The sequence below is a fragment of the Nocardia sp. XZ_19_369 genome (assembly GCF_015355715.1).
Taxonomy (GTDB): domain Bacteria; phylum Actinomycetota; class Actinomycetes; order Mycobacteriales; family Mycobacteriaceae; genus Nocardia.
The window spans coordinates 1-25000 of sequence record NZ_JACVED010000009.1; the positions used below are offsets into that span (position 1 = coordinate 1).

At 68.1% G+C, this 25000-nt stretch carries 20 protein-coding genes; 12 read left to right on the forward strand and 8 right to left on the reverse strand.

The features are described from left to right. Window positions 1-497: 497 nt before the first annotated feature. The 4 genes from IBX18_RS30650 to IBX18_RS30665 form a co-directional block, all read right to left on the reverse strand. Window positions 498-1493 (reverse strand): TAXI family TRAP transporter solute-binding subunit, encoded by a 996-nt coding sequence (locus tag IBX18_RS30650; protein WP_194836994.1) that lies wholly within the window; start codon window positions 1491-1493, stop codon window positions 498-500. A gap of 143 nt (window positions 1494-1636) precedes the next feature. Continuing rightward, window positions 1637-2632, reverse strand: a complete 996-nt coding sequence (locus IBX18_RS30655; protein ID WP_194836995.1) for a TAXI family TRAP transporter solute-binding subunit — start codon at window positions 2630-2632, stop codon at window positions 1637-1639. Further along, window positions 2629-4656 carry a TRAP transporter fused permease subunit gene (locus IBX18_RS30660; RefSeq protein ID WP_194836996.1) on the reverse strand — a complete coding sequence of 676 codons (2028 nt, stop codon included), beginning with the start codon at window positions 4654-4656 and terminating at the stop codon, window positions 2629-2631. The genes IBX18_RS30655 and IBX18_RS30660 overlap by 4 nt, the downstream gene beginning before the upstream one ends. A 100-nt stretch (window positions 4657-4756) precedes the next feature. Continuing rightward, window positions 4757-5740: a YafY family protein gene (locus tag IBX18_RS30665; protein WP_194836997.1), complete on the reverse strand. Its 984-nt coding sequence runs from the start codon at window positions 5738-5740 to the stop codon at window positions 4757-4759. Window positions 5741-5802: 62 nt separating this feature from the next. On the opposite strand from IBX18_RS30665, the gene IBX18_RS30670 reads away from it, so the two are divergent. Further along, window positions 5803-8088, forward strand: a complete 2286-nt coding sequence (locus IBX18_RS30670) for an excinuclease ABC subunit UvrA (RefSeq protein WP_194836998.1) — start codon at window positions 5803-5805, stop codon at window positions 8086-8088. A gap of 33 nt (window positions 8089-8121) precedes the next feature. On the opposite strand, the gene IBX18_RS30675 is transcribed toward IBX18_RS30670, so the two are convergent. After that, on the reverse strand, window positions 8122-8886 hold the full coding sequence (locus tag IBX18_RS30675) for a tyrosine-protein phosphatase (RefSeq protein ID WP_194836999.1): 765 nt from the start codon (window positions 8884-8886) through the stop codon (window positions 8122-8124). Between the two features lie 159 nt (window positions 8887-9045). Between IBX18_RS30675 and IBX18_RS30680 the strand changes: the two genes are divergently transcribed. Both IBX18_RS30680 and IBX18_RS30685 read left to right on the forward strand, forming a co-directional pair. Further along, window positions 9046-10218 carry an MFS transporter gene (locus tag IBX18_RS30680; RefSeq protein ID WP_373889245.1) on the forward strand — a complete coding sequence of 391 codons (1173 nt, stop codon included), beginning with the start codon at window positions 9046-9048 and terminating at the stop codon, window positions 10216-10218. A gap of 71 nt (window positions 10219-10289) precedes the next feature. Next, window positions 10290-11177, forward strand: coding sequence for a glycosyl hydrolase family 32 (locus IBX18_RS30685; protein WP_228542080.1), 888 nt, complete (start codon window positions 10290-10292; stop codon window positions 11175-11177). An 11-nt stretch (window positions 11178-11188) separates the two neighbouring features. On the opposite strand, the gene IBX18_RS30690 is transcribed toward IBX18_RS30685, so the two are convergent. Next, window positions 11189-13336: a trehalose-6-phosphate synthase gene (locus IBX18_RS30690; RefSeq protein WP_194837002.1), complete on the reverse strand. Its 2148-nt coding sequence runs from the start codon at window positions 13334-13336 to the stop codon at window positions 11189-11191. 45 nt (window positions 13337-13381) lie between these two features. Next, entirely contained in the window at window positions 13382-14356 is a 975-nt protein-coding gene (locus IBX18_RS30695) for a carbohydrate kinase family protein (protein WP_194837003.1), read from the reverse strand. Between the two features lie 139 nt (window positions 14357-14495). Here IBX18_RS30695 and IBX18_RS30700 point away from each other — a divergent pair, with 139 nt between their 5' ends. The 4 genes from IBX18_RS30700 to IBX18_RS30715 are packed head-to-tail and all read left to right on the forward strand — an operon-like array spanning window position 14496 to window position 18943. Further along, entirely contained in the window at window positions 14496-15908 is a 1413-nt protein-coding gene (locus tag IBX18_RS30700; protein ID WP_194837004.1) for an L-fucose/L-arabinose isomerase family protein, read from the forward strand. Next, complete coding sequence (locus IBX18_RS30705) at window positions 15908-17392, forward strand: FGGY-family carbohydrate kinase (RefSeq protein WP_194837361.1); 1485 nt, start codon at window positions 15908-15910, stop codon at window positions 17390-17392. The genes IBX18_RS30700 and IBX18_RS30705 overlap by 1 nt, the downstream gene beginning before the upstream one ends. A 58-nt stretch (window positions 17393-17450) precedes the next feature. After that, window positions 17451-17921 (forward strand): co-chaperone YbbN, encoded by a 471-nt coding sequence (locus IBX18_RS30710; protein WP_194837005.1) that lies wholly within the window; start codon window positions 17451-17453, stop codon window positions 17919-17921. Beyond that, window positions 17918-18943: a glycoside hydrolase family 172 protein gene (locus IBX18_RS30715; RefSeq protein WP_194837006.1), complete on the forward strand. Its 1026-nt coding sequence runs from the start codon at window positions 17918-17920 to the stop codon at window positions 18941-18943. Before IBX18_RS30710 ends, IBX18_RS30715 begins: the two co-directional genes overlap by 4 nt. Here the strand turns inward: IBX18_RS30715 and IBX18_RS30720 are convergent. After that, window positions 18922-19437, reverse strand: a complete 516-nt coding sequence (locus IBX18_RS30720; protein ID WP_194837007.1) for a hypothetical protein — start codon at window positions 19435-19437, stop codon at window positions 18922-18924. The two genes, IBX18_RS30715 and IBX18_RS30720, sit on opposite strands and share 22 nt — an antisense overlap. 78 nt (window positions 19438-19515) lie before the next feature. On the opposite strand from IBX18_RS30720, the gene xylB reads away from it, so the two are divergent. The 5 genes from xylB to IBX18_RS30745 all read left to right on the forward strand — a co-directional run bounded on the left by xylB (window position 19516) and on the right by IBX18_RS30745 (window position 24996). Continuing rightward, on the forward strand, window positions 19516-20994 hold the full coding sequence (gene xylB, locus IBX18_RS30725; protein ID WP_194837008.1) for a xylulokinase: 1479 nt from the start codon (window positions 19516-19518) through the stop codon (window positions 20992-20994). A gap of 86 nt (window positions 20995-21080) precedes the next feature. After that, a complete protein-coding gene (locus IBX18_RS30730; protein ID WP_194837009.1) occupies window positions 21081-22805 on the forward strand; it encodes an amidohydrolase family protein in 1725 nt (574 codons plus the stop codon). 188 nt (window positions 22806-22993) lie between these two features. After that, window positions 22994-23656 (forward strand): maleylpyruvate isomerase family mycothiol-dependent enzyme, encoded by a 663-nt coding sequence (locus IBX18_RS30735; RefSeq protein WP_194837010.1) that lies wholly within the window; start codon window positions 22994-22996, stop codon window positions 23654-23656. Between the two features lie 134 nt (window positions 23657-23790). Then, window positions 23791-24420 carry a maleylpyruvate isomerase family mycothiol-dependent enzyme gene (locus IBX18_RS30740; RefSeq protein WP_194837011.1) on the forward strand — a complete coding sequence of 210 codons (630 nt, stop codon included), beginning with the start codon at window positions 23791-23793 and terminating at the stop codon, window positions 24418-24420. A gap of 51 nt (window positions 24421-24471) precedes the next feature. Continuing rightward, a complete protein-coding gene (locus tag IBX18_RS30745) occupies window positions 24472-24996 on the forward strand; it encodes a DinB family protein (protein ID WP_194837012.1) in 525 nt (174 codons plus the stop codon). Window positions 24997-25000: the final 4 nt, after the last annotated feature.

Genomic DNA, 25000 nt, shown 5'->3' on the forward strand with positions numbered 1-25000 from the left:
CAAAAAGATTTGCTGACTAAATGTCCGACCTCTCAACCGGGGGGTATGAGAAGCCGGAACCAATTAAATAATTGGCACTGACATTCATCGACACACTATTGAGTTCTCAAAGAACACACGCACACACCATCTCGCGGGGCTGGCCCGGTCGATCGGTGAGGCAACTTATCAAGCTTAGCTCAGCCATGAACCCGACATGAAATCGGGGTACCGGTAGAGCTAGTGTGAGCGTCAGGCGCTCCTCGTCCTACCTCGTTTCCCGGTCCATCCGCGCAGCGTCTCCGCTGTGCTTCTCGGCTCCGGGTCGGTGTCCGTGTCGCTCTGACTTGGATAAAGTTACGCGGCGGAGAACGCCACGTCAAATCGCCTGCGCAGCCCGAGAATTCGCAGGTCAAGGCCCCTGGCATCGGCCGAGGATCGGTCTGAATCACACGAATGTGACCCAGACCACCGCAACTTCATCCGAAGGAGGCCAGCAGGCCTCCTCGCAGCCCCCGTCAGTTGGCCAGTGCGTGCTCCGCCCCGCGGTGCAGCGGCACCGGGTTCGTCTCCCGCGCGTGATCCCGCACGATCCCCTTGGCCGCGGAGTTCGCCTGCTCCAGCTGAGCCTTCCGATCGAACAGCGCCTTGGTGAGCACACAGGCCACATCCGCATCCAAGTTGTCCCGCACCAACAGCACATTGGGCACGACGATGGACGGCACGTCTTCCGGCAGTCCATAAACAGCGGCGGGAATGGCGCCCAACTCGTACACCGGGCTCAGGATGCGCATCCCGGCCAGCAGATCGGACGTATCGAGGAAGCGGAACCTGTCCCCGCCTGAGCTGAACAGCTCGACCAGGCCCGGCGTCGGCACGCCCCCGGTGAAGAACAGCGCATCGAGCGACCCGTCCTTCATCCCGGCGACCGCCTTCGTGAGATCCAGGCGATGGACCGCGATATCGCTGTCCGGGTTCAACCCGGCCGCCCGCAGCTGCCGACGTGCCAGCATCTCGGTGCCGGATTTCGGCGAACCGGTCGACACCCGCTTACCGCGCAGCTCCGAAACAGAGGTGATGCCGGAGTCGGCCCGCACGACCACCGCCGCATAACTCGGGTACAGCCGCGCCAATGCCTGCACCGGCTGCTTCGCCCCGTCGAAGGTGCCGATGCCCAGCACCGCGTCGGCGGCCGTATCGGTCTGCGCGAACGCCACCTGATACTTCCCCGCCACCAATTGCTGAATGTTCTGCACCGACGCCATCGTCTCCGCGGCCGTCGCCGTCACCTTGCCGCCGGTGGCCAGCGTGATCTGGTCCGCGTACGCATTACCCAGCGCCGAGTACACACCGGTCGCGTTGCCGGTGGCGATGCCGAGCTCCGTCTCCTCCTGCACTGTGCAGGTGACCGGCGCTCCCGAGTCGGTGGGCGTGCCCTCCTGACTCTTCGTACATCCGGTGACGAAACCCGCCGACACCGACACCACGGCGACAACGATCGCCACTTTCCTCATCGCATCCTCCCTGGCGTGCGCCGGCGACCACAGCGGCCGCGACCCACTCCGCACCTGCACCGTGTGCTCCGCCTCGTCGACCACCACCGGCGGCCGGCTCGCCACGGACTCGAGCCGGCCGCCTTCGCGAGGTGGTCGGGTTCCTATTTGGTCAGTGCGTGGTCGGCGCCGCGGTGCAGCGGGACCGGATCGGTGTTGCGGGCAGTGTCGCGAGTGATGCCCTTGGCCGCGGAGTTCGCCTGTTCCAGTTGCGCCTTGCGGTCGAACAGCGACTTGGTCAGGACGCAGGCCAGATCGGCGTCGAGGTCGTCGCGGACCAGCAGCACGTTGGGCACCACGATGGTTTTGGCGTCGGCGGGCAGGCCATAGGTGGCGGCGGGAATCGTGCCTGCCTCGTAGACGGGGCTCACCTTGCGCATCGCATCGAGCTGGCCCGAGAGATCGAGAAAGCGGACCTTGTCCCGCGAGGAGGTGAAGAGGTCGGTGATGCCGGGGGTCGGCAGACCACCGGAGAAGAACATGGCGTCGATGGAGCCGTCCTTCATACCGTCGACGGTTTTGGTGAGATCCAGGCGCTGGGCGGAGATATCGCTGTCGGGGTTCAGGCCCGCGGCTTGCAGCACGCGCTGGGCGATCACCTCGGTGCCGGACTTGGGCGAGCCGGTGGACACGCGCTTGCCACGCAGGTCTGCGACGGAGTTGATGCCTGCGTCGGCGCGGACCACCACCTGGGTGTAGTTCGGGTAGAGGCGGGTGAGCGCCTGCACCGGTTGCTTCTTACCGTCGAAACTGCCGGTGCCGAGTACGGCGTCCGCGGCGGTGTCGGCGAGCGAGAACGCCACCTGGTAGTTGCCCGCGACCAGCTGCTGGATGTTCTGCACGGACGCACCCGTTTCCGAGGCAGTCGCCTTCACCTTGCCGTTGGTCGCCTGCGCGACCTGATCGGCGTAGGCGTTGCCCAGCGCGAAGTACACACCGGTCGCGTTGCCGGTCGCGATGCCGACCCTGGTCTCCTGTTTCACCTCGCAGGTGATCGCGCCCCCTGCGTCGTTTTGCGGCGCGTCCCGGCGGCCACCGCATCCGGTGAGCAGACCGGCCGATACCGCGGCAACAGCGAAAATTACGGCGACTCTTCTCATGTCGTCCTCCTTCGAGTGAGCAGAGTGATCCCGATGGCCGCAGACAGCGCGACCAGTCCGGCGATGAGCGCGCCGGTCTCCAGGTACAGCAGCAGCAGACCGCCCACGCCGGCCAGCACCCTGGCGACCGGCCGGGCGGGACCGACCCCGAGGACCCAGCCGCCGGTGGCGACCGCGAGGCCGGCGACACCGAGGCAGGCGGCGGCCGTGGCCCACAGAATGCCGAGCAGCGGGCCGCGCCCGAGCAGATATTCGCCGGGCTCGGTGAGCACGAAAACGACCGGGACCAGGAAGGCGGGCAGCGCGTATTTCAGCGCCTGCCACATGGTCGGCACGGTGCGCGCGCCGGTGACCGCGGCGGCGCCCACCGCGGCCAGCGCCGTCGGCGGCGTCACCTCCGACAGCACCGAGTAGTAGAAGACGAACATGGCGGCCGCCGGGGGCGGCACGTCGAGCGCGAGCAGCGCGGGTCCGATGATCGCCCAGCCGATGATGAACGACGCGGTCACCGGCACCGCGAGGCCGAGCAGCGCCAGCGCGATGGCGGCGAGCACGACGGTGCAGGCCAGCACCACGGTGTGGTTGTCGGACAACGCTCTCGCCGCCCGCACCAGCAGAGCCGCCAGCTGCGCGCCGAGTCCCGTCTTGGTCGTCATCGCGGTGATCACGCCCGCCGAGGCACATACCGCGACCACCGGCAGCGCGGCGCGCACACCGCTGCCGATCGCGTGGAACACCCGCCGCGGCGACCGTGCGTTGGCGCGGGTACGCGGATCGAGGAAGGAGAGCACGAAAGCCAGCACCGTCGCGTAGACGACCGCCCGGGTGGCGCTCACGTCGATCAGCAGCAGCACGACGATCGCGATGAGCGACAGGAAGTGGTAACCGAAGCGCAGCAGCAACCGCCAGGCCGAAACACCGTCCGTCTCCACCGGTTTGGTGCCCAACCGGCGCGCATCGATCTCCACGGCCAGCAGGATGCCGAGGTAGTAGAGCACGGTCGGGATCAGGGCCCAGCCGAGCACCGTGACGTAGGAGACCTCCAGGTACTCCGCGACGATGAATGCCGCGACGCCCAGCGTGGGCGGCGAAAGGATCGCGCCGACACCGGCGGCCGCGAGCATGCCGCCCGCCTGCTCCGGTGGGTAGCCCGCCCGCTTCAGGATCGGCCAGGTGACCGCGCCGACCGTCACGGCCGTCGCGGTACCGGAGCCCGACACGGTGCCGAGCAGGAAGCCCGAGGCGACGGCGGTCCGTCCGGCGGCGCCGCGCGAGCGCCGGAACGCGGCCACTGAGAGGTCGACGAAAAACTGTGCCGCGCCGGAGAATTCGAGGACGGCCCCGTACAGCGTGAACAGCACGATATAGGTGGCCGCGACATCCAGTGGCGTGCCGTAGAACCCGCTGCCCGAGTTGAACAGCGCGTCGATGATCTGCCCGAAGTCCAAGCCCGCGTGCGCGATTGTCCAGTCCTGCGGCAGGAACCCGCCGTAATACCCGTAGGCCACGAACACCAGGCAGACCGCGACGAGCACCCAACCCGTGGTGCGTCTGCACGCTTCCAGCACGAGGATCAGCAGCACCGCGCCCATGCCGACGTCGACCGGGTCCAGCAGTCCTTGCCGATCCAGGAAGGCGTTGTATCCGCCACCGCCGGAACCGATCGTGAACGGCAGCACCGGATACAGGCACACCAGCACGGCGACGCCGGCGAGCAGCCAATCGAAGACGCCGGGTCCGTCGGCCCGATCGAGGAACCGCACGCCGGACCGGTACGCCAGGAACACCAGCGGCAAGGTCGCCGCCAGGAACACCACCAGGTAGTACTGGCTGCCCTGGGGCAACGGCCGAAATACCTGCCACACCACCAAGATCGCGACAACGAACGACGTCACCGCGACTATCCGCTCGGCCCAGCCGGTCAATACCCGGGCGGGCTTCTCCTCATCATCGACCTCCAGCAAGGAGGGCCGATCTTCCACGGGCGCCTCGGCATCCAAACGCTCGCCCGCCGTGTTCGACATGGCGGAACGATAGCAACGCACGCCCGGTTGTATACGGGTATTGAAAACAGGGGTACCGGTCGCCTTTCAGTTTGTGGCCGCCCCGGGCAACCCGCGGGCGTCACCTCGGCTCGTCGTCCTGCGGATCTCCCGCCGCCCGAAGGAGTTTGGCGCCGAGATCGCGCAGCATGGTTCGCATCTCCGGCGGTTCCCGCACCTCGAACTCCACGCCGAGGTGGGCGATCCGCAGGGCGGTCCACTCCAGCGAGTCGGCGCTGGTGCGGATCAGGCAGCTGCGATCGTCGATCGGCTCGACCTCCTCGGGTCGCACGCGGAAAATCTCGGCTAATTGCTCGGCCGAGGCGTGCACCAGGATGACCACGCTGCGCGCCGGGCGTGAATGGGCGAGCTGAGCGGTGACGAAGGCCGCGGCATCGGCGGCGGGTAGTTCCCTTGGCGCGCAACGTACCCCGGTCGGAAACGGGGCGTCGATCCGGTCGAGGCGGAAGGTCCGCCAATCGGCCCGGTCGACATCCCAGGCGACCAGGTACCAGCGGCGGCCCGCGGAGACGAGGCTGTGCGGTTCGGCGAATCGCTTGGTCTCCGCGTCACCCTTGTCGCGATATCGGAAGCGGATCCGTTCGCCGTCGCGGGCCGCGGCGGCCAGGACGACCAGGGTCTGCGGGTCGACGCGCGGCCCGGTGGCCGGGCCACCCAGCGAGACGGTTGCCGAGTCGATGGCGTCCACCCGGCCGCGCAGCCGCGACGGCAGCACTTGCTGAAGTTTGACCAGAGCCCGCGCGGCCGACTCCTCGATGCCGGCGACCGAACCTTGCGCGGCGCTCCGCAGGCCGAGGGTGATCGCCACCGCCTCCTCATCATCGAGCAGCAGCGGAGGCAGCGCGGTCCCGGCTTCGAGGCGATATCCGCCGACCGCGCCGAGGCTGGCGTGCACCGGATACTCCAGTTCACGCAGCCGCTCGATATCGCGGCGCACCGTGCGCACGGTGACGCCGAGGCGTTCGGCCAGCTCAGGACCCGTCCATTCCCGGCGAGTCTGCAAGAGCGACAGCAATTGCAGCAGTCGCGCGGCGGTCTCGGTCACTGTTTCAGTATGACGCGCAATGAGGACCGAAGCTGACCTCATTGCCACCTACCGTGGCGTTCGTGAATGCAGAGCGAGACACCATCCAGATCGTCGGAGCCCGCGAGAACAACCTGCGCAACATCTCGCTGGAGATCCCGAAGGGCAAGATCGTGGTCTTCACCGGTGTGTCCGGGTCCGGCAAATCGTCGATCGTGTTCGGCACCGTCGCGGTCGAGTCGCAGCGCCAGCTCAACGAGACCTACACCTGGTTCATCCGCAACCGACTACCGAAGTACGAGCGCCCGGAGGCCGACGCGATCGACAATCTGGCCCCCGCGGTGGTGGTCGATCAGCGCCCGATCGGCGGCAACTCCCGCTCCACCGTCGGCACCATGACCGACATCCAGTCGATCATCCGGGTGTTGTTCTCCCGGCACAGCGAGCCGAGTGCCGGTGAGGCGACCAGCTATTCGTTCAACGACCCGCTCGGCATGTGCCAGGAATGCGGCGGGCTCGGCCACGTGGTGCGGCCGGACCTGGACAAGCTGCTCGACACCGACAAGTCGCTCAACGAAGGAGCGATCACCTTCCGGCCGTTCGCCATCGGCACCTTTCAATGGCAGTTGTACGCCGAGTCGGGGTTGTTCGATCCGGACAAGCCGTTGCGCGACTTCACGGCCGAAGAGTGGCAACTGTTCCTGCGCGGCAACGGTTTTCGGGTACCGCGGCCGAACAGGACCGGAAGTATGGGCAACAACGCCTACGAGGGTCTGCTCGAACGGTTCGATCGCCTCTACATCAAGCGTGATCTCGACGCGCTGTCGAACAAGAATCGGGCGGCGGCACGTGAAGTGGTCACCGAGGAGGTCTGCCCGGCCTGCGGCGGTGCGCGGCTCAACGCCGCCGCGCTGGCCAGCCGGATCGACGGGCTCGGCATCGCCGACTACGGCAGGCTCGAGGTGTCGGACCTGATCGAGGTGCTCGGTACCATCGGCGATCCGATCGCCCGGCCGATCGCCGAGGCCGCGATCGCCCGGCTGCGCCGGATCGAGGAGGTGGGTCTGGGCTACCTGTCGCTGGATCGGGAGACCTCGTCGCTGTCCGGTGGTGAGGCGCAACGGCTCAAAGTCGTTCGGCACCTGGGTTCCAGCCTCACCGGCATGACCTACATTTTCGACGAGCCGAGCGTCGGCATGCACCCGCGCGACGTGGGCCGGTTGAACAACCTGCTGATCCAGTTGCGCGACAAGGGCAATACCGTGCTGGTGGTCGAGCACTCCCCCGACGTCATCGCGGTCGCCGACCATGTGGTGGACATGGGCCCCGGTGCGGGCGGGCACGGCGGACAGGTCATGTTCCAGGGCACGGTCGAAAAGCTGCGCGCCTCGGGCACTTTGACCGGCGAGCGGCTGCGCCGGGTACAGCCGGTCAAGGACGAGACTCGCGCGCCGACCGGGTGGTTGAGCGTCACCGATGTCGCGTTACACAACTTGAAGAACGTCACCGCGCGGTTCCCGACCGGTGTGCTCACCGCGATCACCGGTGTCGCGGGCTCGGGTAAGAGCACGCTGGTCTCCGGTGCGTTTCTGGCCGCGCACCCCGACGCGATCGCGGTGGACCAGTCGGCGATTCATGCGTCCCGGCGCTCCAGCCCGGCCACTTATATCGGCATCATGGATCCGCTGCGGCAGCTGTTCGCCAGGGAGCATGGGGTGAAGCCGGGACTGTTCAGCTTCAACTCCGATGGCGCGTGTGCCGAATGCGGCGGCGCGGGAGTGATTTTCACCGACCTGGCGTACATGGATCCGATCACCACCGTGTGCCAGGCCTGCCACGGCAGGCGATTCCGGCCCGAAGTGCTCCGGTACACGGTGCGCGGTGCGTCGGTCGCCGACGTGCTGGACATGACCGCCGAACAGGCCCTCGACTTCTGGGACGGGCACGCCGACAGCAAGATTCGGAAGCCGCTGCGTTCGCTGAACGAGGTCGGTCTCGGCTACCTCACGCTGGGCCGCTCGCTCAGTTCGCTGTCGGGCGGGGAACGCCAGCGCATCAAACTGGCCGATCACCTGCACCGCAGCGGCGGCATCTACGTCCTCGACGAGCCGACCACCGGCTTGCACATGGCCGACGTCGACACGCTGATGGGATTGCTCGACCGCCTGGTGGACGCGGGCAATACGGTGATCGTCATCGAGCACGACCTGGATGTGGTCAAACGGGCGGATTGGGTCATCGATCTCGGTCCGGACGGCGGTAAGCACGGTGGCGAGATCGTGTTCACCGGCACGCCCGCCGCGCTGCTCGCCGCTGAGAACTCGATTACCGCCGATTACCTCCGGCGGAGCCTGGTCGATGCCGCATAGTAGGTTCTTGTCGCAGCGCTGGATTCGCGCCGTTCAGGACTGCTCGACCATCGCGCGGCGCAGGGCGGCCAGTTCGAGGTCGGTGAGGCCGTTCGCCCGCAGCCAGCGGGCGGCGCCACCGTGGTCGATATGCAGGTCGCGCAGGAAGCGGCGCATCGGGGCCGGGTCGACGTCGAGGATTCCGGTCCGCACCGGCGGGAGACCTCGGTAGGAATGCATGGCGTCGAGGCGGGCACGGATGCGGACGATGCGTTCCGCGGTGAGCGCGTAGTCCGCGACGATGGCCTCGGCGTGCACGCCCACCGCGTCGAGCAGCATGGCCGCGAGGATCCCGGTGCGATCTTTGCCTGCGGCACAATGGAAGACGACCGAATGCCGACGTGCATCACCGATCAATCGTGCGGCGCACACCACGGAGTCGGCACTGCCGGAGAGCAATTCGTGGTAGAGCTGCCGTAGATCGAACCGGTGCGCGTCCGGCACCAGTTCGCTGGGCGCCGCCGTACTCGCCGCCTTGCACACCGGCAGATTGACCAGCCGCACGGCGCTTTCGGCGAGCCGGCCGTACCCCTCCTGCGTAACCTCCAGTGGCGTCCGCAGATCCACGAGGGTGCGCAAACCCACCGGCCCGAGCAGGTAGGCCAGGTCCGATTCGGACAGCTGCTGGGGTGTGCTGGATCGATAGACAACACCGAAACGAGTGGCGCCGCCACCCTGCACGGGCAGACCACCGAGATCGCGCGCATTGTCGATCTCGGCGAATTTCACCCACCGGCGCGAGGTGAGGTCGCTCTCCATGACTGACTCTCCGCAAGCCCGGATCAACGCTCGCCGGGGTCGCAACACCAGTCTACGGCGAGCACAGCGTAAAGATGTTGCCGGGCGCTGGCTTTCGTGCTTCGCTGGCCGCTTCGTGACCCCGTGCGGGTCTGCTGAGAGGAGCATGCGCCGGTGCCGATGCTGACTTCGGGCCCATCCACCACCGACGTACGGTCGGCGCTGTGGTCGGTTCGGTTGATCTTCTTTCTCACCGGGTCGCTGTTCGCCACCTGGGTTGCGCGCACGCCGACCATCAAGGACGAGCTCGGGCTCGACGAAGCCGGGCTGGCAACGGCATTCGCGGGGTTGAACATCGGGGCGGTACTCGGCCTGCAACTCGGCAAGTTCGTCACGCTGCGGTTCGGTAGCCGCGCCACGCTGCGCCTCGCGGTGCCGCCGTTCGCGCTGTCGCTGTCCGGCCTGCTGGTCGCCGGTAACCTGGCCGGGCTGACGGCAGCGCTACTGGTGTTCGCGGTGCTCAACAGTGTGGTGGACGTCGCGATGAACGCGCACGGGGTGGCCGTGGAAAAGGCCAGTGGGCGGCCACTGCTGTCCGGCATCCACGCCTGTCACAGCCTCGGGATGATCGGCGGTTCGCTGGTCGGTGCGGCGGTCGAGCGGGCGCAGGTCGCGCTGGCGGGCCACTTCCTCGGTGTCAGCGCGCTGGTCGCCGTCGCGGCCGTGCTCGGCGCGCGCGGGATGTTGCCGTCGGCCACCGACCGCACCATGCGTGGCGCGGAGGTCGCCGCCGGCGGCGCACTGCGTTGGCCGACCAGGTTGATCGTCCTCGGCGTATTGGCGTTCTGCGTGGCGTTGGCCGAAGGCGCGGCCAACGATTGGACCGCCGTCTACCTGCGCGACGAGACGCACGCCAGCACCACGGTTGCGGCCCTGGGTTTCGCGCTGTTCGCCGGGTCGATGTGCGCCGGACGCCTGCTCGGCGATCGGCTCGTCGCCTGGTCCGGCCCGGTGCGGCCGTTCCTGATCGGCACCCTCACGGCCGGACTCGGCCTGGGCACGGCACTGCTGATCGGGGACACCACCGCGGCACTGATCGGATTGGCGGTGTTCGGCCTCGGCATCTCGTGCACGCTGCCGCTGGCCTTCGCCGCGACCGGCACCGTGGCCGGCGTCGCACCCGCCCGTGCCATCGCCAACGTGTCGTTCGTCGGGTACCTCGGCTTCTTCACCGGTCCCGTGCTGATCGGCTACGTCGCCCAAAGCCACGGCCTCACGGTCGGTCTCGCGATTCCAGTGCTGTTCGTCCTGGCGGCAGCGGCGGGCGCGGGCGCACTACGCACCCGGCACTGAACCGATACCCGAACCGCATCGGTGCGGGTGATCAGCACAGCGGCGCGACCATGTCGAGGATGATGGTGGGCATGGCGATACGCGATGTGGTGCGTGCGGGCGCCTTCACCCGGATCTACGATCCCGGTCTCGGCGAGCCGGAGCCGTGGTACATCAACGATCACACCATCGTTCGGGCCGCGGGTGGGCGGTGGCATCTGTTCGGGATCACGCATCCGGAGCCCGCGGATCCGTTCGACGAGACCGAGTTCGCGCACGCGACCGCCGACGACCTGTTCGGACCGTGGACCAAGCAGCCGTCCGCGCTGCACGTCGACCCGGACTACGGGGAGACGCATCTGTGGGCGCCGTTCGTCATCGCGGCGCACCGGCGGTACTACATGTTCTATGCGGGCGGCGGCACGGATCGGACCGCCGCCGCGATCAACCTGGCCACCTCGACCGATCTGTTCCATTGGGCGCGTAGGCGTTCCGGCCCGCTGTTCCGCGACGGCTACGATGCGCGCGACCCGATGGTGGCCCGGGTCGGCGACCAGTGGGTGATGTATTACTGCGCGACCAGCACACCCGCGGGCGGCCACCATGTGGTCGCGTACCGCACCAGCACCGATCTCGTGCACTGGGGCGAACGGCACATCGCCTACACCGATCCGACCAAGGGCACCGAGGCGGGAAATACCGAGTCCCCCTTCGTCGTCCAGCACAACGGCTGGTGGTACCTGTTCATCGGCCCGCGCCCGCGCTACGTCGGTACCGATGTGTTCCGCAGCGACAGCCCTTTTCGATTCCGCATCGGCGACAAGATCGGTCATATCGCCGCGCACGCCGCCGAAGTGGTGCACGACGACTTCCGCTGGTGGGTGACCAGCGCGGGGTGGGGGCAGGGCGGGGTCCACCTCGCTCGGCTGAGCTTCCCGCAGCCCCGCGACCCGCATTCGGTCAATGCCGTACCGAGGTAACCTGATTCGGTTCAGGCGGCCCGGCCGGTGGACTCGGTCCGCCGAGCGAGCTGGATGGCGGCAATGATCTCGGCGGCCCATTCGGCGGGATTGTGCTGCCCGAGTAGTTCACTCAGGCAGGCCAGTCGCTCCCGCCGTTGCGCAGGCGGCAGATTCAGCGCACGCAGCAACGTGTCGGCCAGATCGGTCGGCGAATTCGGTTCGGTGAGCAGGGCTCCGGCTGCCAACTGTGCAGCGGCGCCGGTGTGCCGCGAGAGCACCAGCACACCGCAACCGCCGACGGCCGCCTGCGCTGCGATGAATTCCTTGGCGGTCAGGTTCATGCCGTCCTGTAGCGAGGTCACCCAAAAGACGTCCGCGGCGAGATAGTGGTCGACGACCTCGGGAAAGCTCAGGAATTCCGGGAAGTACTCGATGGGTTGCCAGCCGCCGATCGCCCAGGCTTGGTTGACCTCATCGATACGGCGCTCGAGCAGCTGTCTTGTCGCGTCGTAGGCGGTGAGGCCAAGTTCCGGTGGCGGGCAGACGAGCCGGAACCGCAGTGCGCCGCGCAGTTCGGGATGGCGGGCCAGCAGCTCGGCGATCGCGTCGACCTTCTGTACCGGGGCCTTGATGTAGTCCAGGCGTTCGACCGAAAGCACTACGGGCCCATCGTGTTTCCGGCGGCCGAGTGAGCGGCTGCGGGCCAGCTGCTCGATCGCGGCGCGGTCGATGCCCAGCGGGTGGACACCGATCAGGGGACGTCGGGCGTGGTCGGTGAGTGACCCGAGGAAGCGGTCGGCGAAGACCTCGGTGTGGAAGCCCGCCCAGTCCAGCGCCCCGAGGGAGGCGCGGATCTCCGCGGCAGGCGGCAGCGCGGCGAAGACCTCGGGCTCTGGAAATGGTGTGTGGTGGAACAGGCCGAGCCGCAGGTCCGGTCGCGTCTCGCGCAGCCGGCCCGGCACCAGCCACAGGTTGTAGTCGTGCAGCCACACGGTCGCGCCCGGCGCCGCGTGCACGCCGATGTGGTCGGCGAAACGCCGGTTCACCGCGCGGTACTCGGCCCAGGCGGCGGGATCGAAACGCGCGCGGTGTGGTTGCGACATCAGGACCGGCCACAGCGCCTCCTTGCAGGCCCGGTGGAAATATCCGCTCCATTCGGCCGAGGTCAACGGCAGAAAAGCGAGGGGCAGGCCGGTGTCGTGATCGTCGAGGTGCGCGGCGCATTGGTGGGGTTCGATGACGACGCCTGCCGCCCACACCGCCCGCAGGTTTCCGGTGAACACACTGTGCAGTGTCGGCAGGATGCCATTGGGGCTCGACGGGCTGCGCCAGCCGCCCGGCGTCCAGGTGATCGGCGCGCGGTGGTAGCCCACCACCAGCGGGAAGTCTGGCTCGATCCAACCCAGATCCTGTAAGGCGGCAAGGATTCCGGCGGCGCCGGGGAGATCCGGCCGATGTGCCGCGTCGGCGGCGGGCACCGTGCTCAGCAGGCCACTTTCGGCGTTGCCGACGATCACCCCGTGGGCCCCACGGCCGAACATCGAGCGGTCGTTGGCGGAGTCACCCGCGACCAGCACCGCGTCCATCGACCAGCTCTGTTGCGTGGCGAGGGCGACGAGCGCGTTGCCCTTGTTCGCGTGGGCGGGCAGCACGTCGAAGTAGGTGTCGGCCGAGTACTGCCACGAGCAACCCAGCGCGTGCACGGCGTCGATCAGTTCCGGTGTCAGTCCCGCGGGCGGCAGGTGGAACGAGCAGCGTCCGTCCTGCGGCACACCGTGCTGGTAGGTGAGCGCCGGAAAATGGCGCAGGGCAACGCGAATGCGGTCGGCGCCTGGCCAGCCTGCGCGCAGCGGCGTTTGCAGCGCGCTGACGGGCGTGAGGTCCGCGCCGTCGATGATGCTGGCGCCGACGTCGGCGATGATCCACCGTGGCTGCGGGACAAGCGGATCGCGCAGCACCGCGCGGATCGACTCGAGGCCGCGCCCGGTCGCGAAGACCACCGTCACCTCGGGATGCCGGGTCAGCGCGTTACGCAGTCGCAGCCGATCGGTAGGGGTACCGCCCAGCAGGGTGCCGTCGAGATCGGCGACGAGGATCTTCCGGGCTACCCCGCGGCATCGTTCGCCGGATGAATTTGCTTCCGGCTCAACAGGTTTGGGACCATCGCCGGTTGCCATCTACGCAACGATAGCAGGAACGCATCATGAAACCGTGCGGAATTTTCAGACCTGACCGGCCTGCGGCACCCGGGCGAGCCACCCGGGGAGCCCCGTCAAGTCCGGCGCGGCACTGGATCCGAGTGCCGTGGTCGCGGCCGCACCGCAGGCCACGGCGGTGGCGAGGCAGTCCGGCAGCGCGTGTCCGGCCAGGTGCGCGTGCAGGAAGCCGGCGTTGAAACAGTCGCCCGCGGCGGTGGTGTCGACGACTTCGACTGCGACGGCGTCGGTCTCGCACCGCTCGCCGTCCCGGACCGCGATGGCGCCGCCGCTCCCCCGTTTGACGACGAGCGTATTCGCCAGGTCCGCAAGGATGTCGATGGCCGCGTCGAGGGTCGGCGCACCGGTGAGACGCAATGCCTCGTCGGCGTTCGGCGCGAAAATGTCTACCCGGGTGAGGATCTCACGCACCGTCGGCGTGTCGAGCGTGCAGGGAACGTCCTGGCAGTCCATGAAAACTTGGGTCCCGAGCCGGTGTGCAACATCGAGGTCGGCATATACGGTTTCGCCGTACCGCAACTGTGGCAGGATCACCACCCGTGCCCGGTGTTCGCGCAGCAGCGTCGCGAGCGGAAGGGCGGCCACCGGGTCTTGGTAGCTGACCATCGCCCGGTCCTCTGGGTACGACAACGCCGCGGTGACACTGCGTACCGGCACCGTATGCAAGCGAAAGCCGCTGTCGTCCAAACCCTCCGCGCGAGCCGCCGCGAGGACCTGTTCGCTGAACAGGTCGGTGCCGAAGTCGGTGGACCACACCACGTCGTGCCCCAGCCTGCGCATCGCCATCGCGGGCGTGAACGCGCCGCCGGGCAGTATCGCGAAGCCGCCGGCAAACACCTCGGTACCGGGCTGAACGGACCGCGTCAGGCCGTGAAAAACGAGATCGGCGAAGTAGGCGCCGACTACGAGCACCTCAGTGCGGTAGTGCCGGCTGTTCGATGAGGTCGCGGCATCGACCCGCCCCGCCGGGTCCGTTCCCATCCGGCGACCCTAGCAAACCGCACGCCATCCACCGGCCTGGTCGCCCGATTTCGCGAATTGCCTCGAACGCACTGTTCAGCCTGGTATTTCTGGAGTGGAACCGTCTATCCGACCCACCCACCCGCGCGGAGGGACCGGCATGGCCCGAATCGGTGTAATCAGCATGTCCGACGGTCGCGACTATGTGCACGCGGGGATCGCGGACTTCATCAGGACCACCGAGGATCACTTGGTGGCGGCGCTGACGCGGGCCGGCCATGAGGTGGTGTGCGGCGCGGCGGCCGTCAGCGACAACGCCCTCGCCACCTCGGTGGCGCGCAGCGTGGCGGGGACCGACGTCGATCTGACCGTATTCCATTACGCCGTCTGGGCTTTCCCGCATTTCACCATGCTCGCGGCGGGTGCGACGCCCGGCCCGCTGCTGCTGTTGTCGAATATCGACCCGGTGCAGCCCGGCATGGTCGGCATGCTCGCCGCCGGTGGCGCGCTCGACCAGATCGGGCGCAGCCATACCCGATTGTGGGGCGACCCGGATGATCCCGCGCTGATCGAGGAGATCGGCGTACGGGCCCGCGCGGCCGCGGCGGGGGCGAGCCTGCGCGGCAGTACCTTCGGGCGGTTCGGCGGGCGACCGATGGGGATGAACACGGCGGTCGCCAATACCGATCAGTGGCAACGGATTTTCGGTATCGATGTCGAGGAGATCGATCAGTGGGAGATCGTGCGGCGTGCCGAACTGGCCGACGCGGGCGAGGCGAAGGCGGCCCGCGAGTGGCTGGAACGCCATGTCGCAGGCGTGCATTACGACGGCGCGAAACTGACACCGGACATCCTGGAACGCCAGATTCGCTCGTATCTGGCGGTGCGTGAGCTGATCGCCGAACGGCGACTGGACTTCTCGGGCATCAAGGGCCAGCCGGAACTCACCCAGTACTTCGCCACGATGGACATCACCGAGGCCTTCCTCAACGACCCCTACGACTGGAACGGGCCGAAGGAGACCCACGTGTGCGCCACCGAGGCGGACATGGACGGTGCGCTCACCATGCAGCTGCTCAAGCAGATCGTGGGCACCCCGGTGCTTTTCGCCGATGTGCGGCACTACCACGCCGACCGCGACATCTGGGATCTGTGCAATTCGGGCCAGCACGCGACCTGGTTCGCCGCCCGCAGCGCGGACCCGGCGGAGAACCTCGCCAAGGTGCACCTGTATCCGGAGGTGTTCTTCTTTCCGGCGGGCGGCGCCTCGGTGCATCACCTCGCCGCACCGGGCGCCATGACACTGGCCCGGCTGACGCGCAAGGACGGCGACTATCGAATGCAGTTGATGCTGGGTGACTTCGAGACCTACGACGACCAGACGAACGAAGCGCTGATGAAGCAGTCCACCTGGGAATGGCCGCACGCGTTCGCCCGGCTGGATGCCCGGGCCGAGGATTTCCTGTCCCGCTTCGGCGCCAACCACATTCACGCGGTGCCGGGCGATCACCGGGCTCCACTGCGGGCGGCGTGCGACCTGCTCGGCGTCACCCTCGACGAGTTCACCCGGTGATGCGGTTCCTCGGCGTCGACATCGGCACCGCCAGCTCGAAGGGCGTGCTGACCGACGAAAACGGTGCGGTGCTCGCCAGATCCGAACGAGCACATGGCGTTTCGACGCCACGACCGGGCTGGGTAGAACACGATGCGGAGCAGGTGTGGTGGGCCGACTTCGTCGCGATCGTCGGCGAGCTCGTCGCCGCGGCGGACGGCGCGGCCCTCGACGGCCTCGCGGTCTCGGGTATCGGTCCGTGTCTGCTGGCGGCCGACGCGCACGGCCGTCCCCTGCGTCCCGCCATCCTCTACGGGGTCGACACCAGAGCGACCACCGAAATCGCGGAACTGACCGCCGAATTCGGCGCTGAGGACGTGCTGGCACGGGCGGGGTCACCGATCACCAGCCAAGCCGTCGGGCCGAAGCTGCGCTGGCTCGCCCGCCACGAACCACAGGTCGCCGCGGACACTGCCCTGCTGCTGATGGCGAGTTCCTTTCTGGTGCACCGGCTCACCGGCCGGTACGTGCTCGATCACCAATCGGCCAGCCAGTGCGTCCCGATGTACGACCTGCGCCGCCGCGAGTGGGCCATGGACTGGGTCGAACAGGTGGCGCCCGGTCTGCGGCTGCCCGAACTCGCCTGGCCGACCGAGGTGGTCGGGCGGGTCGGGACGCAGGCGGCGGCGAGTACCGGTCTGCCCGTCGGCCTTCCGGTCACCACCGGCACCATCGACGCCTGGGCCGAGGCCGCCAGCGTCGGCGTGCGCGCGCCGGGCGACGCGATGATCATGTACGGCACCACCATGTTCCTGGTGCAGGTGCTGAAAGATCCACGCCCGCATCCCGGCCTGTGGGGCACCTGCGGAACCTGGCCCGGCACATACACTCTCGCCGCGGGCATGGCGACCTCGGGCGCGGTGACCGACTGGCTGCGCAACCTGGTCGGCGGGGAGTTCGCCGACCTCGTCACCGAAGCGGCCCAGGTGCCGCCGGGCAGCCGAGGACTACTGGTGCTGCCCTATTTCGCCGGCGAACGCACTCCCCTGTTCGATCCGGCTGCCCGCGGCATCATCGCGGGCCTGACCCTCGGCCACGGGCGCGCCGAGCTGTACCGGGCGGTGCTGGAGGGCATTGCCTACGGCGTGCGGCACAACCTCGCGGCCATGACCGAGGCCGGTGGCGGGGCCGGGCGGCTGGTCGCGGTCGGCGGCGGCACCAAGGGCGGGTTGTGGACGCAGATCGTTTCCGACGTGACCGGGCTGCCGCAACAACTCCCGGCCGAGACGATCGGCGCGTGCCTGGGCGATGCCCTACTGGCGGCCGAGGCCGCAGGCGTCGACACCGCGACATGGAACCCGGTGATCAGCACCGTCGAGCCCTATCCTGGACGTACCGGAGAATACGATTCGTACTATCGGCATTACCGCGAACTGTATGAATGCAGCACTGCTATCACGCATTTCCTGGCGGCCGAACAGCACCGCAAGGGGGTGTTTTCCTGATCCTCGTTGATCATGCGAGGATGCAGGGTTGCTCTGTCGGACATCAAACGAGGATTTCATGCCCACTGTCACACTGACCCCGCACAATTTCGATGCTGTCATCGCCCGCCACCCCATCGTGCTCGTCGATTGGTGGGCTGACTGGTGCGGCTGGTGTACGCGATTCGCCCCGGTCTACGAATCCTCGGCGGAACGACATCCCGACGTCGTGCACGGCATGGTGGACGCCGTCGCGGAGGAGGCGATGAAGGTCTCGGCGCAGATCACCGCCTTCCCCACGTTGATGGCGTACCGGGAGGGCCTGCTGGTGTACAACGAGTCGGGCTTCCTCGCGCCCGAGGCCCTCGAAGAGCTGGTCCAGAACATCAAATGGCTGGATATGGAGAAGCTTCGCCGTGAAGTAGCCCAGCAAATGGACGCGCCGCAGTATCCGGCCAACGCACCCGCACCACCGGCCGCACCCGGGCCGGGTTCGCGGCAGGCGGGTCTGGCGGCCACCGCGAGTCGATACGGCTGGCCCGGGTTATGACCCCGGAGCGCCCGGCGGAACTATGGCGGCTGGACGGCACGCGCACGCGGTCGATCAGCGCGGAGAATCCGACGGGCGCTCCCGGCGGCGGCGCCCGCGCGACCACCGGCACCGGCGCGCACGCGGCACGGCTGCTCGGTATCGGCTGGAAGATATCGCCCTCGATCTTGCTCGCGGATGGCGAAACGGCCACCCTGGCAGGCATTTCCGGCCCCGGCGTACTCCGCCACTGCTGGCTGACCACCGACCGCACCGCCCTGCGGGCCATCACGCTACGGATGTATTGGGACGAGGCCGCCGAACCAGCGATCGAGGCGCCGCTCGGCGACTTGTTCTGCAACGGCTGGGACGAACTGGCCCTGATCGATTCGGAGATGATCGTGGTCGCCCCGGCGGGTGGCTTGAACAGCTACTGGCCCATGCCGTTTCGCGGGCACGCCAGGATCACGCTGGAAAACAACTGCGGCCGAACAGTTCCGGTGTACTACCAGATCACCTACAGCGAGGAGGAGGTACCCGCGGACGCGGGCTACCTACACGCTCGGTGGTCACACAGCGCTCCGGTGGGCAGCCCCGCCATCCATACCGTCCTGGACACGGTGCCGGGTCCCGGGCGTTATGTCGGTACCTACCAGGCGATTCAGCCCAACGCCCCACGCTGGTGGGGCGAGGGCGAGTTCAAGTTCTATCTGGACGGCGACATCGAGTTCCCCACCTTGTGCGGCACCGGCACCGAGGATTACTTCGGCGGCGCTTGGAATTTCGACATCAACGGGGCGTATCGGCCGTACTCCACGCAGTACCTCGGCTTGCCGCAGGTGCTGCCCGCCGGCGAGATCTACCAACCGCACCAGCGCTACGGCATGTACCGCTGGCATGTGCGCGACCCCATCTGCTTCGACCGGGACCTGCGCGTCACCGTGCAGGCGCTCGGCTGGCGGGACTCCGAAACCTATCTGCCGCTGGAGGATGCGGAGATCGCGACCACCGCGTGGTGGTATCAGGCCGTGTCGTCGGGCTGATCGTCCGGCTCGGCCGGTAACTCGTCGAAGTCCATGGCGAGCAGTTCGTCCGCGCGAGCCATCGCGTCGTCCATGGTGGCTTCGATGCCGTCCAGCACCGACACGCCGCCCAGTAGATCCTCGAAGTCGTGCAGCACCGACTGCACCTCGGCGACGGCCGGATCGACCCGATACCAAGCGACCGTGTCACGCCACCACGGGTCATCGTCCACCCACGCCCACATCACGTCACGCACCAGTCGGGCGTCGGAGGTGTACATCTGGAACAGCTCGTCCGACCCGTCGGCGCGGTGCTCGATCTCGTAGACACCGTCGGGAAGCAGACGGGTCTGGATGTAGTCGTGGTCGCCGCGGTTGATCACGATGAACGGACATTCCGGATCGGGTGGCTCGTCGAGCATTTCGGTCAGCACGTCGTCGGTCAGCTCCGGCACCGGCGTTCCGGCGCCGGTCCGGACATGCACGTCGGCAGGTCGGTCCGGATCGTCGGTCACCCGGGCCAGTGTGCCCGATCCGGCCGTCGATTGCCCGAAATGCGCCGAGCGCGACCGCTTCGGGTGCAAGGTGGAGCTATGTGCGCGGCGAAGGTGGCCGGGGTGGACAGCTCCACCCAGTCCTGCAAAGTGGTGGTCTGCGACGCGGACACCGGCGAAATCCTGCACCAGGCGCACGCGCCGCATCCGGACGGCACCGAAGTGGCGCCGGAGGCCTGGTGGGACGCCCTATGCGCGGCGGGCGACGGGTTGCTGGACCAGGTCGACGCGATCGCGGTGGCTGGCCAGCAGCACGGATTGGTCGCTCTCGATGCCGAGGGCCGGCCGGTGCGCGACGCGCTGCTGTGGAACGACATCCGCTCCGCCGCGGCGGCCGACGAGCTGATTCTCGAGCTCGGTGGTGCGCAGGCGTGGGCCGACGCGGTGGGCAGCGTGCCGGTCGCCGCCTTCACGGTGGCGAAGCTGCGCTGGCTGGCCGATCACGAGCCCGAACTCGCCGACCGCACCGCCCGGATCATGCTGCCGCACGACTACCTGACCTGGCGGTTGCGCGGCGGTGGGCCCGGGACGCCCGAGCCCGAGCCGACCACCGATCGCGGCGACGCCTCGGGCACCGGCTACTGGTCGCCGGCCGACTGTGAATATCGCAAAGACCTACTCGCCCTCGGCTTCCGCGGGCGCACGCCGGAACTGCCGCGGGTGCTCGAGCCGGCCGAGGCCGCGGGGCGCACCCCTGCCGGTGTGCTCGTCGCGGCCGGGACCGGCGACAATGCCGGTGCCGCACTGGGTCTCGGCATCGACGACGGTGACGTGGTGGTGTCGCTCGGCACCAGCGGCACCGTCTTCGCCCGCAGCACCGTACCCAGCGCCGACGCCACCGCCGCGGTGGCCGGATTCGCGGACGCGACCGGGGCATTCCTGCCGCTCGTGTGCACGTTGAACGCCGCACGCGTCCTGGAGTACGCCGCCGAACTGCTCGGCGTCGACCTGGTCACGCTGGAATCGCTTGCCGCGCAGGCACCCCCGGGCGCCGACGGGCTCGTGCTGCTGCCCTACCTGTCCGGCGAACGTACCCCGAACCTGCCGCACGCCACCGGTAGCCTGCACGGTCTGCGTCCGGAAACCATGCGGCCCAGCCACATTGCCCGGGCCGCCTTCGAGGGCATGCTCTGCAATATGGCGGAGGCGCTGGATCATCTGCGCTCGCGGGGCACCGGTGTGCGGCGCATTCTTTTGATCGGCGGGGCGGCCCGGTCCGCGCTGGTCGCCGGGATCGCCGCGCAGATCTTCGGCGTCCCCGTCACCGTGCCGCAGCCGATCGAATACGTCGCGCTCGGCGCGGCCAGGCAGGCGGCTTGGGCGCTCAATGGTGCGGCGGAACCACCGACCTGGCCCGCCCGGACCGCCGCCGAGATACCGGCCCCCGCCGCACCCGCGATCGGTCGGCGCATTCGTGCGGAATATCAACGGGCGCACGGCGATCTCTACGGCTCGTCGAGCATGGGAGTGGCGACGCATGTACCGCGACGGCGGCGACGGCGAGGCGGTCATGACTGACCGGGCTGAACGAGACGGCGAACCCGTGCGACGATGTAGTCATTACCGGTAGTACTGGATACCGGCGGTTAGTCGAGGGAGCGCAGATGCAACCGTGTGACGTGGTGATTCGCGGCGGATCGGTCTTCGACGGTGCGGGTTCCGCGCCGCGCACGGCCGATGTCGGCATCAAGGACGGCAAGGTGGTTGCGGTCAGCGCCGAGCCGCTGCCCGATGGGGCACGGAACCTCGATGCTTCGGGCAAGTGGGTCATTCCGGGCATGCTCGACGTGCACACCCATTACGACGCGGAAGTGCTCGGCAGTCCCGGCCTCGGCGAGTCGGTGCGGCACGGCGTCACCTCCGTGGTGATCGGGAACTGCTCGCTGTCCACGGTCTACGCCGAGGCCGACGACTGCGCGGACATGTTCGCCCGGGTCGAGGCGCTGCCCTGGGACGCGGTGCACTCGGCGGTCAAGGAGCACAAGAACTGGGACAGCCCGCGCGCCTACGTCGAGTCGCTCGCCGCGCGCCCGCTCGGCGCGAATGTGGCTGCGCTGCTGGGGCACTCGGATATTCGGGTGGCCGTGATGGGTCTCGGTCGTGCCACGGATCCCCAGGCGCGGCCGACCGGCGACGAGCTGAATCGCATGCGGCGGATGCTGACCGACGCGCTCGATGCGGGATTCCTCGGCCTGTCCACCATCCGCAGCTCGTTCTCCAAGCTGGAGGGGACACGCTTCCCCACCAGGCAGCTGCCGTCGACCTACGCGAGCTGGCGCGAATACGCGGCGCTGAACGACATTCTGCGGCAACGGAATCGGATTCATCAGAGCACGCCGAACCTCACCTCGCGGCTGGAGATCGCGCGCTACTTCGCGCAGAGTGCCGGACGATTCCGTAAGCCGCTCAAGACGACGCTCATCGCGGGCATGGATGTGAAGGCCGACCGCACCACGGCACGCGCCGCGACCACCGCGGCGTGGATCGCGAATACCTTGGGCAAGGCCGCTTTCCGCTGGCAGCATCTGCCCGTGCCGTTCGAGGTGTACGCCGACGGCGTCGATCTGGTCGTGTTCGAGGAGTTCGGCTCGGGGGTCGCGGCGCTCAATATCCGCGACGTGCTGAAACGGGGCGAATTGCTGGCCGACGAGGGCTACCGCAGGCAGTTCCGCAAGGACCTCGCCAAGAAGTACGGTCCACGGGTGTGGCATCGGGACCTGTACGACGCCCAGATCATGGCCTGCCCGGATCCCGAGGTGGTCGGCAAGTCGTTCGGCGAGGTGGCCGACGAGCGCGGCATCCATCCGGCCGACGCGCTGCTCGACCTCGCCGTCGCACACGGGGCGAAACTGCGCTGGCGTACCGTCATCGCCAATGATCGCGACGACGTGCTCGACTGGCTGCAACGCTCCCCGCACGTCCAGGTCGGGTTCGCCGATTCCGGTGCGCACCTGCGGAATATGGCCTTCTACAACTTCGGCCTGCGCATGCTGGAACGGGTGCACGAGCGCAAGTTCATGCCGATCGAGGCGGCCGTGCACCGGCTCACCGGCGAGCTGGCCGACTGGTACGGGCTGGACACCGGCCGCCTGCACGAGGGTGCGCGCGCCGATATCGCCGTGATCGACCCGGCGGGCTTCGACGGCTCCAGTGCCGCCTATGCCGAAGCCCCGTTCCCCGGTATCGCGGGCCTGGACCGCATGGTCAACCGCAACGACCGCGCCGTCGCCGCCACGCTGGTCGGCGGGCAGGTCGTCTACGAATACGGCACCTTCGCTCCCGGCTTCGGCAGCACCCTGCACGCCGGTACTTTCCTCACACCCGCCTGATCTCCTGCGCGACACGCCGGTGTGAAACGCCGAGAACCCACTCCGCTCCGCCGAGGCATAGCATCACCCGAACGGGACAATCCCGACAATTCGCAGCTCAGTCCACCGGCGGGTACCGCGCGGCCGGACAACGGGCGCGGTCGGGTGGCATCTCACGGCGTGGGGGGAGACCACGGCGAGGAGACACAATGACGGATAGCGACGTGCGCAGGGCGATCACGGCAGAACGAACCGACCTCGCCGAAATACTGACCGGACTCGACCCCGACAGCTGGAACGCACCGACACTGTGCCGCGGCTGGCGGGTCCGCGAGGTCCTCGCCCACATCACCCTCCCCTTCCGCCTCTCCGAACCCCGCTTCGCCTACGAAATGCTCCGCGCAGCAGGCAGTTTCAACCGCATGGCCGACCACGCCGCCCGCCTGGACGCCGCCGAGTTCACCGCCGAAGACCTACTGAAATCCCTGTGGGACAACGTCGCCCACCCCTGGAAGCCCCCCGGCGGCGGTTTCGCCGCCGCCCTCGGCCACGACATCATCCACGGCCTGGACATCACCGTCCCCCTCGGACTGGACCGCAAAGTCCCCGAAGACCGACTACGCCCAGTCCTCGACGCCATCAACCCCCAGTGCCTCAAATTCTTCGGCGTCGACCTCGACGGACTCCAACTCCGCGCCGAAGACATGGACTGGCACTACGGCACCGGCGAAATCCTCTCCGGCCCCGCCCAAAACCTCCTCCTCATCCTCTGCGGCCGCATCCTGCCCGACGGTTCCTTACACGGCCTCAAAGCCAACCGCTTCACCCGCGCCGGCCAACGCGGCCGCCACCGCCGCCACCTCCCGGTCTAGACGCGGACGTGTAGGCCCGTAGAGGCAGGTCAGTCGCACAGCGCCCGGATAGCCGCCAGCGGCTGCCCGGCGAATTCGCTCGTCCTCTGGCGTCTCGGGTCCGTAGGAGGGATGATCTGCGGCGAGGAGAGACGATGACCGATACCGGGGTGCGTAGGGCGATTACTGCTGAGCGGACCGAGCTTGCCGAGTTGCTGGCGGCGCTCGATGCCGAGAGGTGGGATGGGGCGACGTTGTGCCGGGGGTGGCGGGTGCGGGAGGTGGTTGCGCATATCACCATGCCGTATCGGTTGTCGGGGGCGCGGTTCGCGGTCGAGATGGTGCGGGCGGCGGGGAGTTTTCATCGGATGGCGGATCGGGTGGCTCGGCGGGATGCGGCGGAACTGACGGCGGAGGATTTGTTGAAGTCGCTCTGGGACAACGTCGCTCATCCGTGGAAGCCGCCGGGTGGTGGGTTCGCGGGGGCGTTGAGTCATGACGTTATTCATGGGCTGGATATCACGGTGGGGCTCGGGTTGGGGCGGAAGGTGCCGGAGGATCGGTTGCGGATGGTGCTGGAGGCGATCAATCCGAAGAGTGTCAAGTTCTTCGGGGTCGATCTGAAGGGGATCGAGTTGCGCGCTGACGACGTGGATTGGCACTACGGTTCCGGCGAGGTGGTGTCCGGTGCGGCGCAGGATCTGCTGTTGGTGCTGTGCGGGCGCAGGCTGCCCGCCGGGACACTGCATGGGGCCGAGGCGAAGAGGTTCACCCGCTCGGGCTAGCACGCGATAATCGCAGGGCGCCGATCACCATGCGGCGTTAGAGTCGGCTGCGTGAACTGGATCGCGCCCGACCTAGCCCGCACCGATGCACCGCGGATCGCCGACGAGCGGCCGATGCTGCAGGCCTGGCTCGATTTTCACCGGGACACGCTGCTGCTCAAGTGCACGGGCCTCGATGAGAAACAGCTCAAACGGCGTTCCGCCGAGCCGTCGACATTGTCGCTGCACGGCCTGGTCCGGCACATGACCGAGGTGGAACGCGGCTGGTTCCGTCTCGCCGCCGCGGCCCAGCCGGTGCCGTACGTCTACTGCAGCGAGGACAACCCGGACGGCGACTTCGACGACACCGAAACCGCCGATCCCGCCACCGATTTCGCGGCACTGCGGCGCGAGATCGAATTGGCCGACGCCGCGGTGGCCGACCTGTCACTCGACCACACCTTCAAGCATCCGAGGCGACCCGACCTGGAGTACAACCTCCGCTGGGTCTACCTGCACATGATCGAGGAGTACGCCAGGCACAACGGGCACGCCGATCTGCTGCGCGAACGCATCGACGGAGCGACCGGCGACTAGGGCC

What these genes read in the sequence shown, in the direction of transcription:
- IBX18_RS30650 (WP_194836994.1), bottom strand. Translation starts at nt 1,493, where the DNA reads ATGAGGAAAGTGGCGATCGTTGTCGCCGTGGTGTCGGTGTCGGCGGGT.
- IBX18_RS30655 (WP_194836995.1), bottom strand. Translation starts at nt 2,632, where the DNA reads ATGAGAAGAGTCGCCGTAATTTTCGCTGTTGCCGCGGTATCGGCCGGT.
- IBX18_RS30660 (WP_194836996.1), bottom strand. Translation starts at nt 4,656, where the DNA reads ATGTCGAACACGGCGGGCGAGCGTTTGGATGCCGAGGCGCCCGTGGAA.
- IBX18_RS30675 (WP_194836999.1), bottom strand. Translation starts at nt 8,886, where the DNA reads ATGGAGAGCGACCTCACCTCGCGCCGGTGGGTGAAATTCGCCGAGATC.
- IBX18_RS30680 (WP_373889245.1), top strand. Translation starts at nt 9,046, where the DNA reads ATGCTGACTTCGGGCCCATCCACCACCGACGTACGGTCGGCGCTGTGG.
- IBX18_RS30685 (WP_228542080.1), top strand. Translation starts at nt 10,290, where the DNA reads ATGGCGATACGCGATGTGGTGCGTGCGGGCGCCTTCACCCGGATCTAC.
- IBX18_RS30690 (WP_194837002.1), bottom strand. Translation starts at nt 13,336, where the DNA reads ATGGCAACCGGCGATGGTCCCAAACCTGTTGAGCCGGAAGCAAATTCA.
- IBX18_RS30695 (WP_194837003.1), bottom strand. Translation starts at nt 14,356, where the DNA reads ATGGGAACGGACCCGGCGGGGCGGGTCGATGCCGCGACCTCATCGAAC.
- IBX18_RS30700 (WP_194837004.1), top strand. Translation starts at nt 14,496, where the DNA reads ATGGCCCGAATCGGTGTAATCAGCATGTCCGACGGTCGCGACTATGTG.
- IBX18_RS30705 (WP_194837361.1), top strand. Translation starts at nt 15,908, where the DNA reads ATGCGGTTCCTCGGCGTCGACATCGGCACCGCCAGCTCGAAGGGCGTG.
- IBX18_RS30710 (WP_194837005.1), top strand. Translation starts at nt 17,451, where the DNA reads ATGCCCACTGTCACACTGACCCCGCACAATTTCGATGCTGTCATCGCC.
- IBX18_RS30715 (WP_194837006.1), top strand. Translation starts at nt 17,918, where the DNA reads ATGACCCCGGAGCGCCCGGCGGAACTATGGCGGCTGGACGGCACGCGC.
- xylB (WP_194837008.1), top strand. Translation starts at nt 19,516, where the DNA reads ATGTGCGCGGCGAAGGTGGCCGGGGTGGACAGCTCCACCCAGTCCTGC.
- IBX18_RS30730 (WP_194837009.1), top strand. Translation starts at nt 21,081, where the DNA reads ATGCAACCGTGTGACGTGGTGATTCGCGGCGGATCGGTCTTCGACGGT.
- IBX18_RS30735 (WP_194837010.1), top strand. Translation starts at nt 22,994, where the DNA reads ATGACGGATAGCGACGTGCGCAGGGCGATCACGGCAGAACGAACCGAC.
- IBX18_RS30740 (WP_194837011.1), top strand. Translation starts at nt 23,791, where the DNA reads ATGACCGATACCGGGGTGCGTAGGGCGATTACTGCTGAGCGGACCGAG.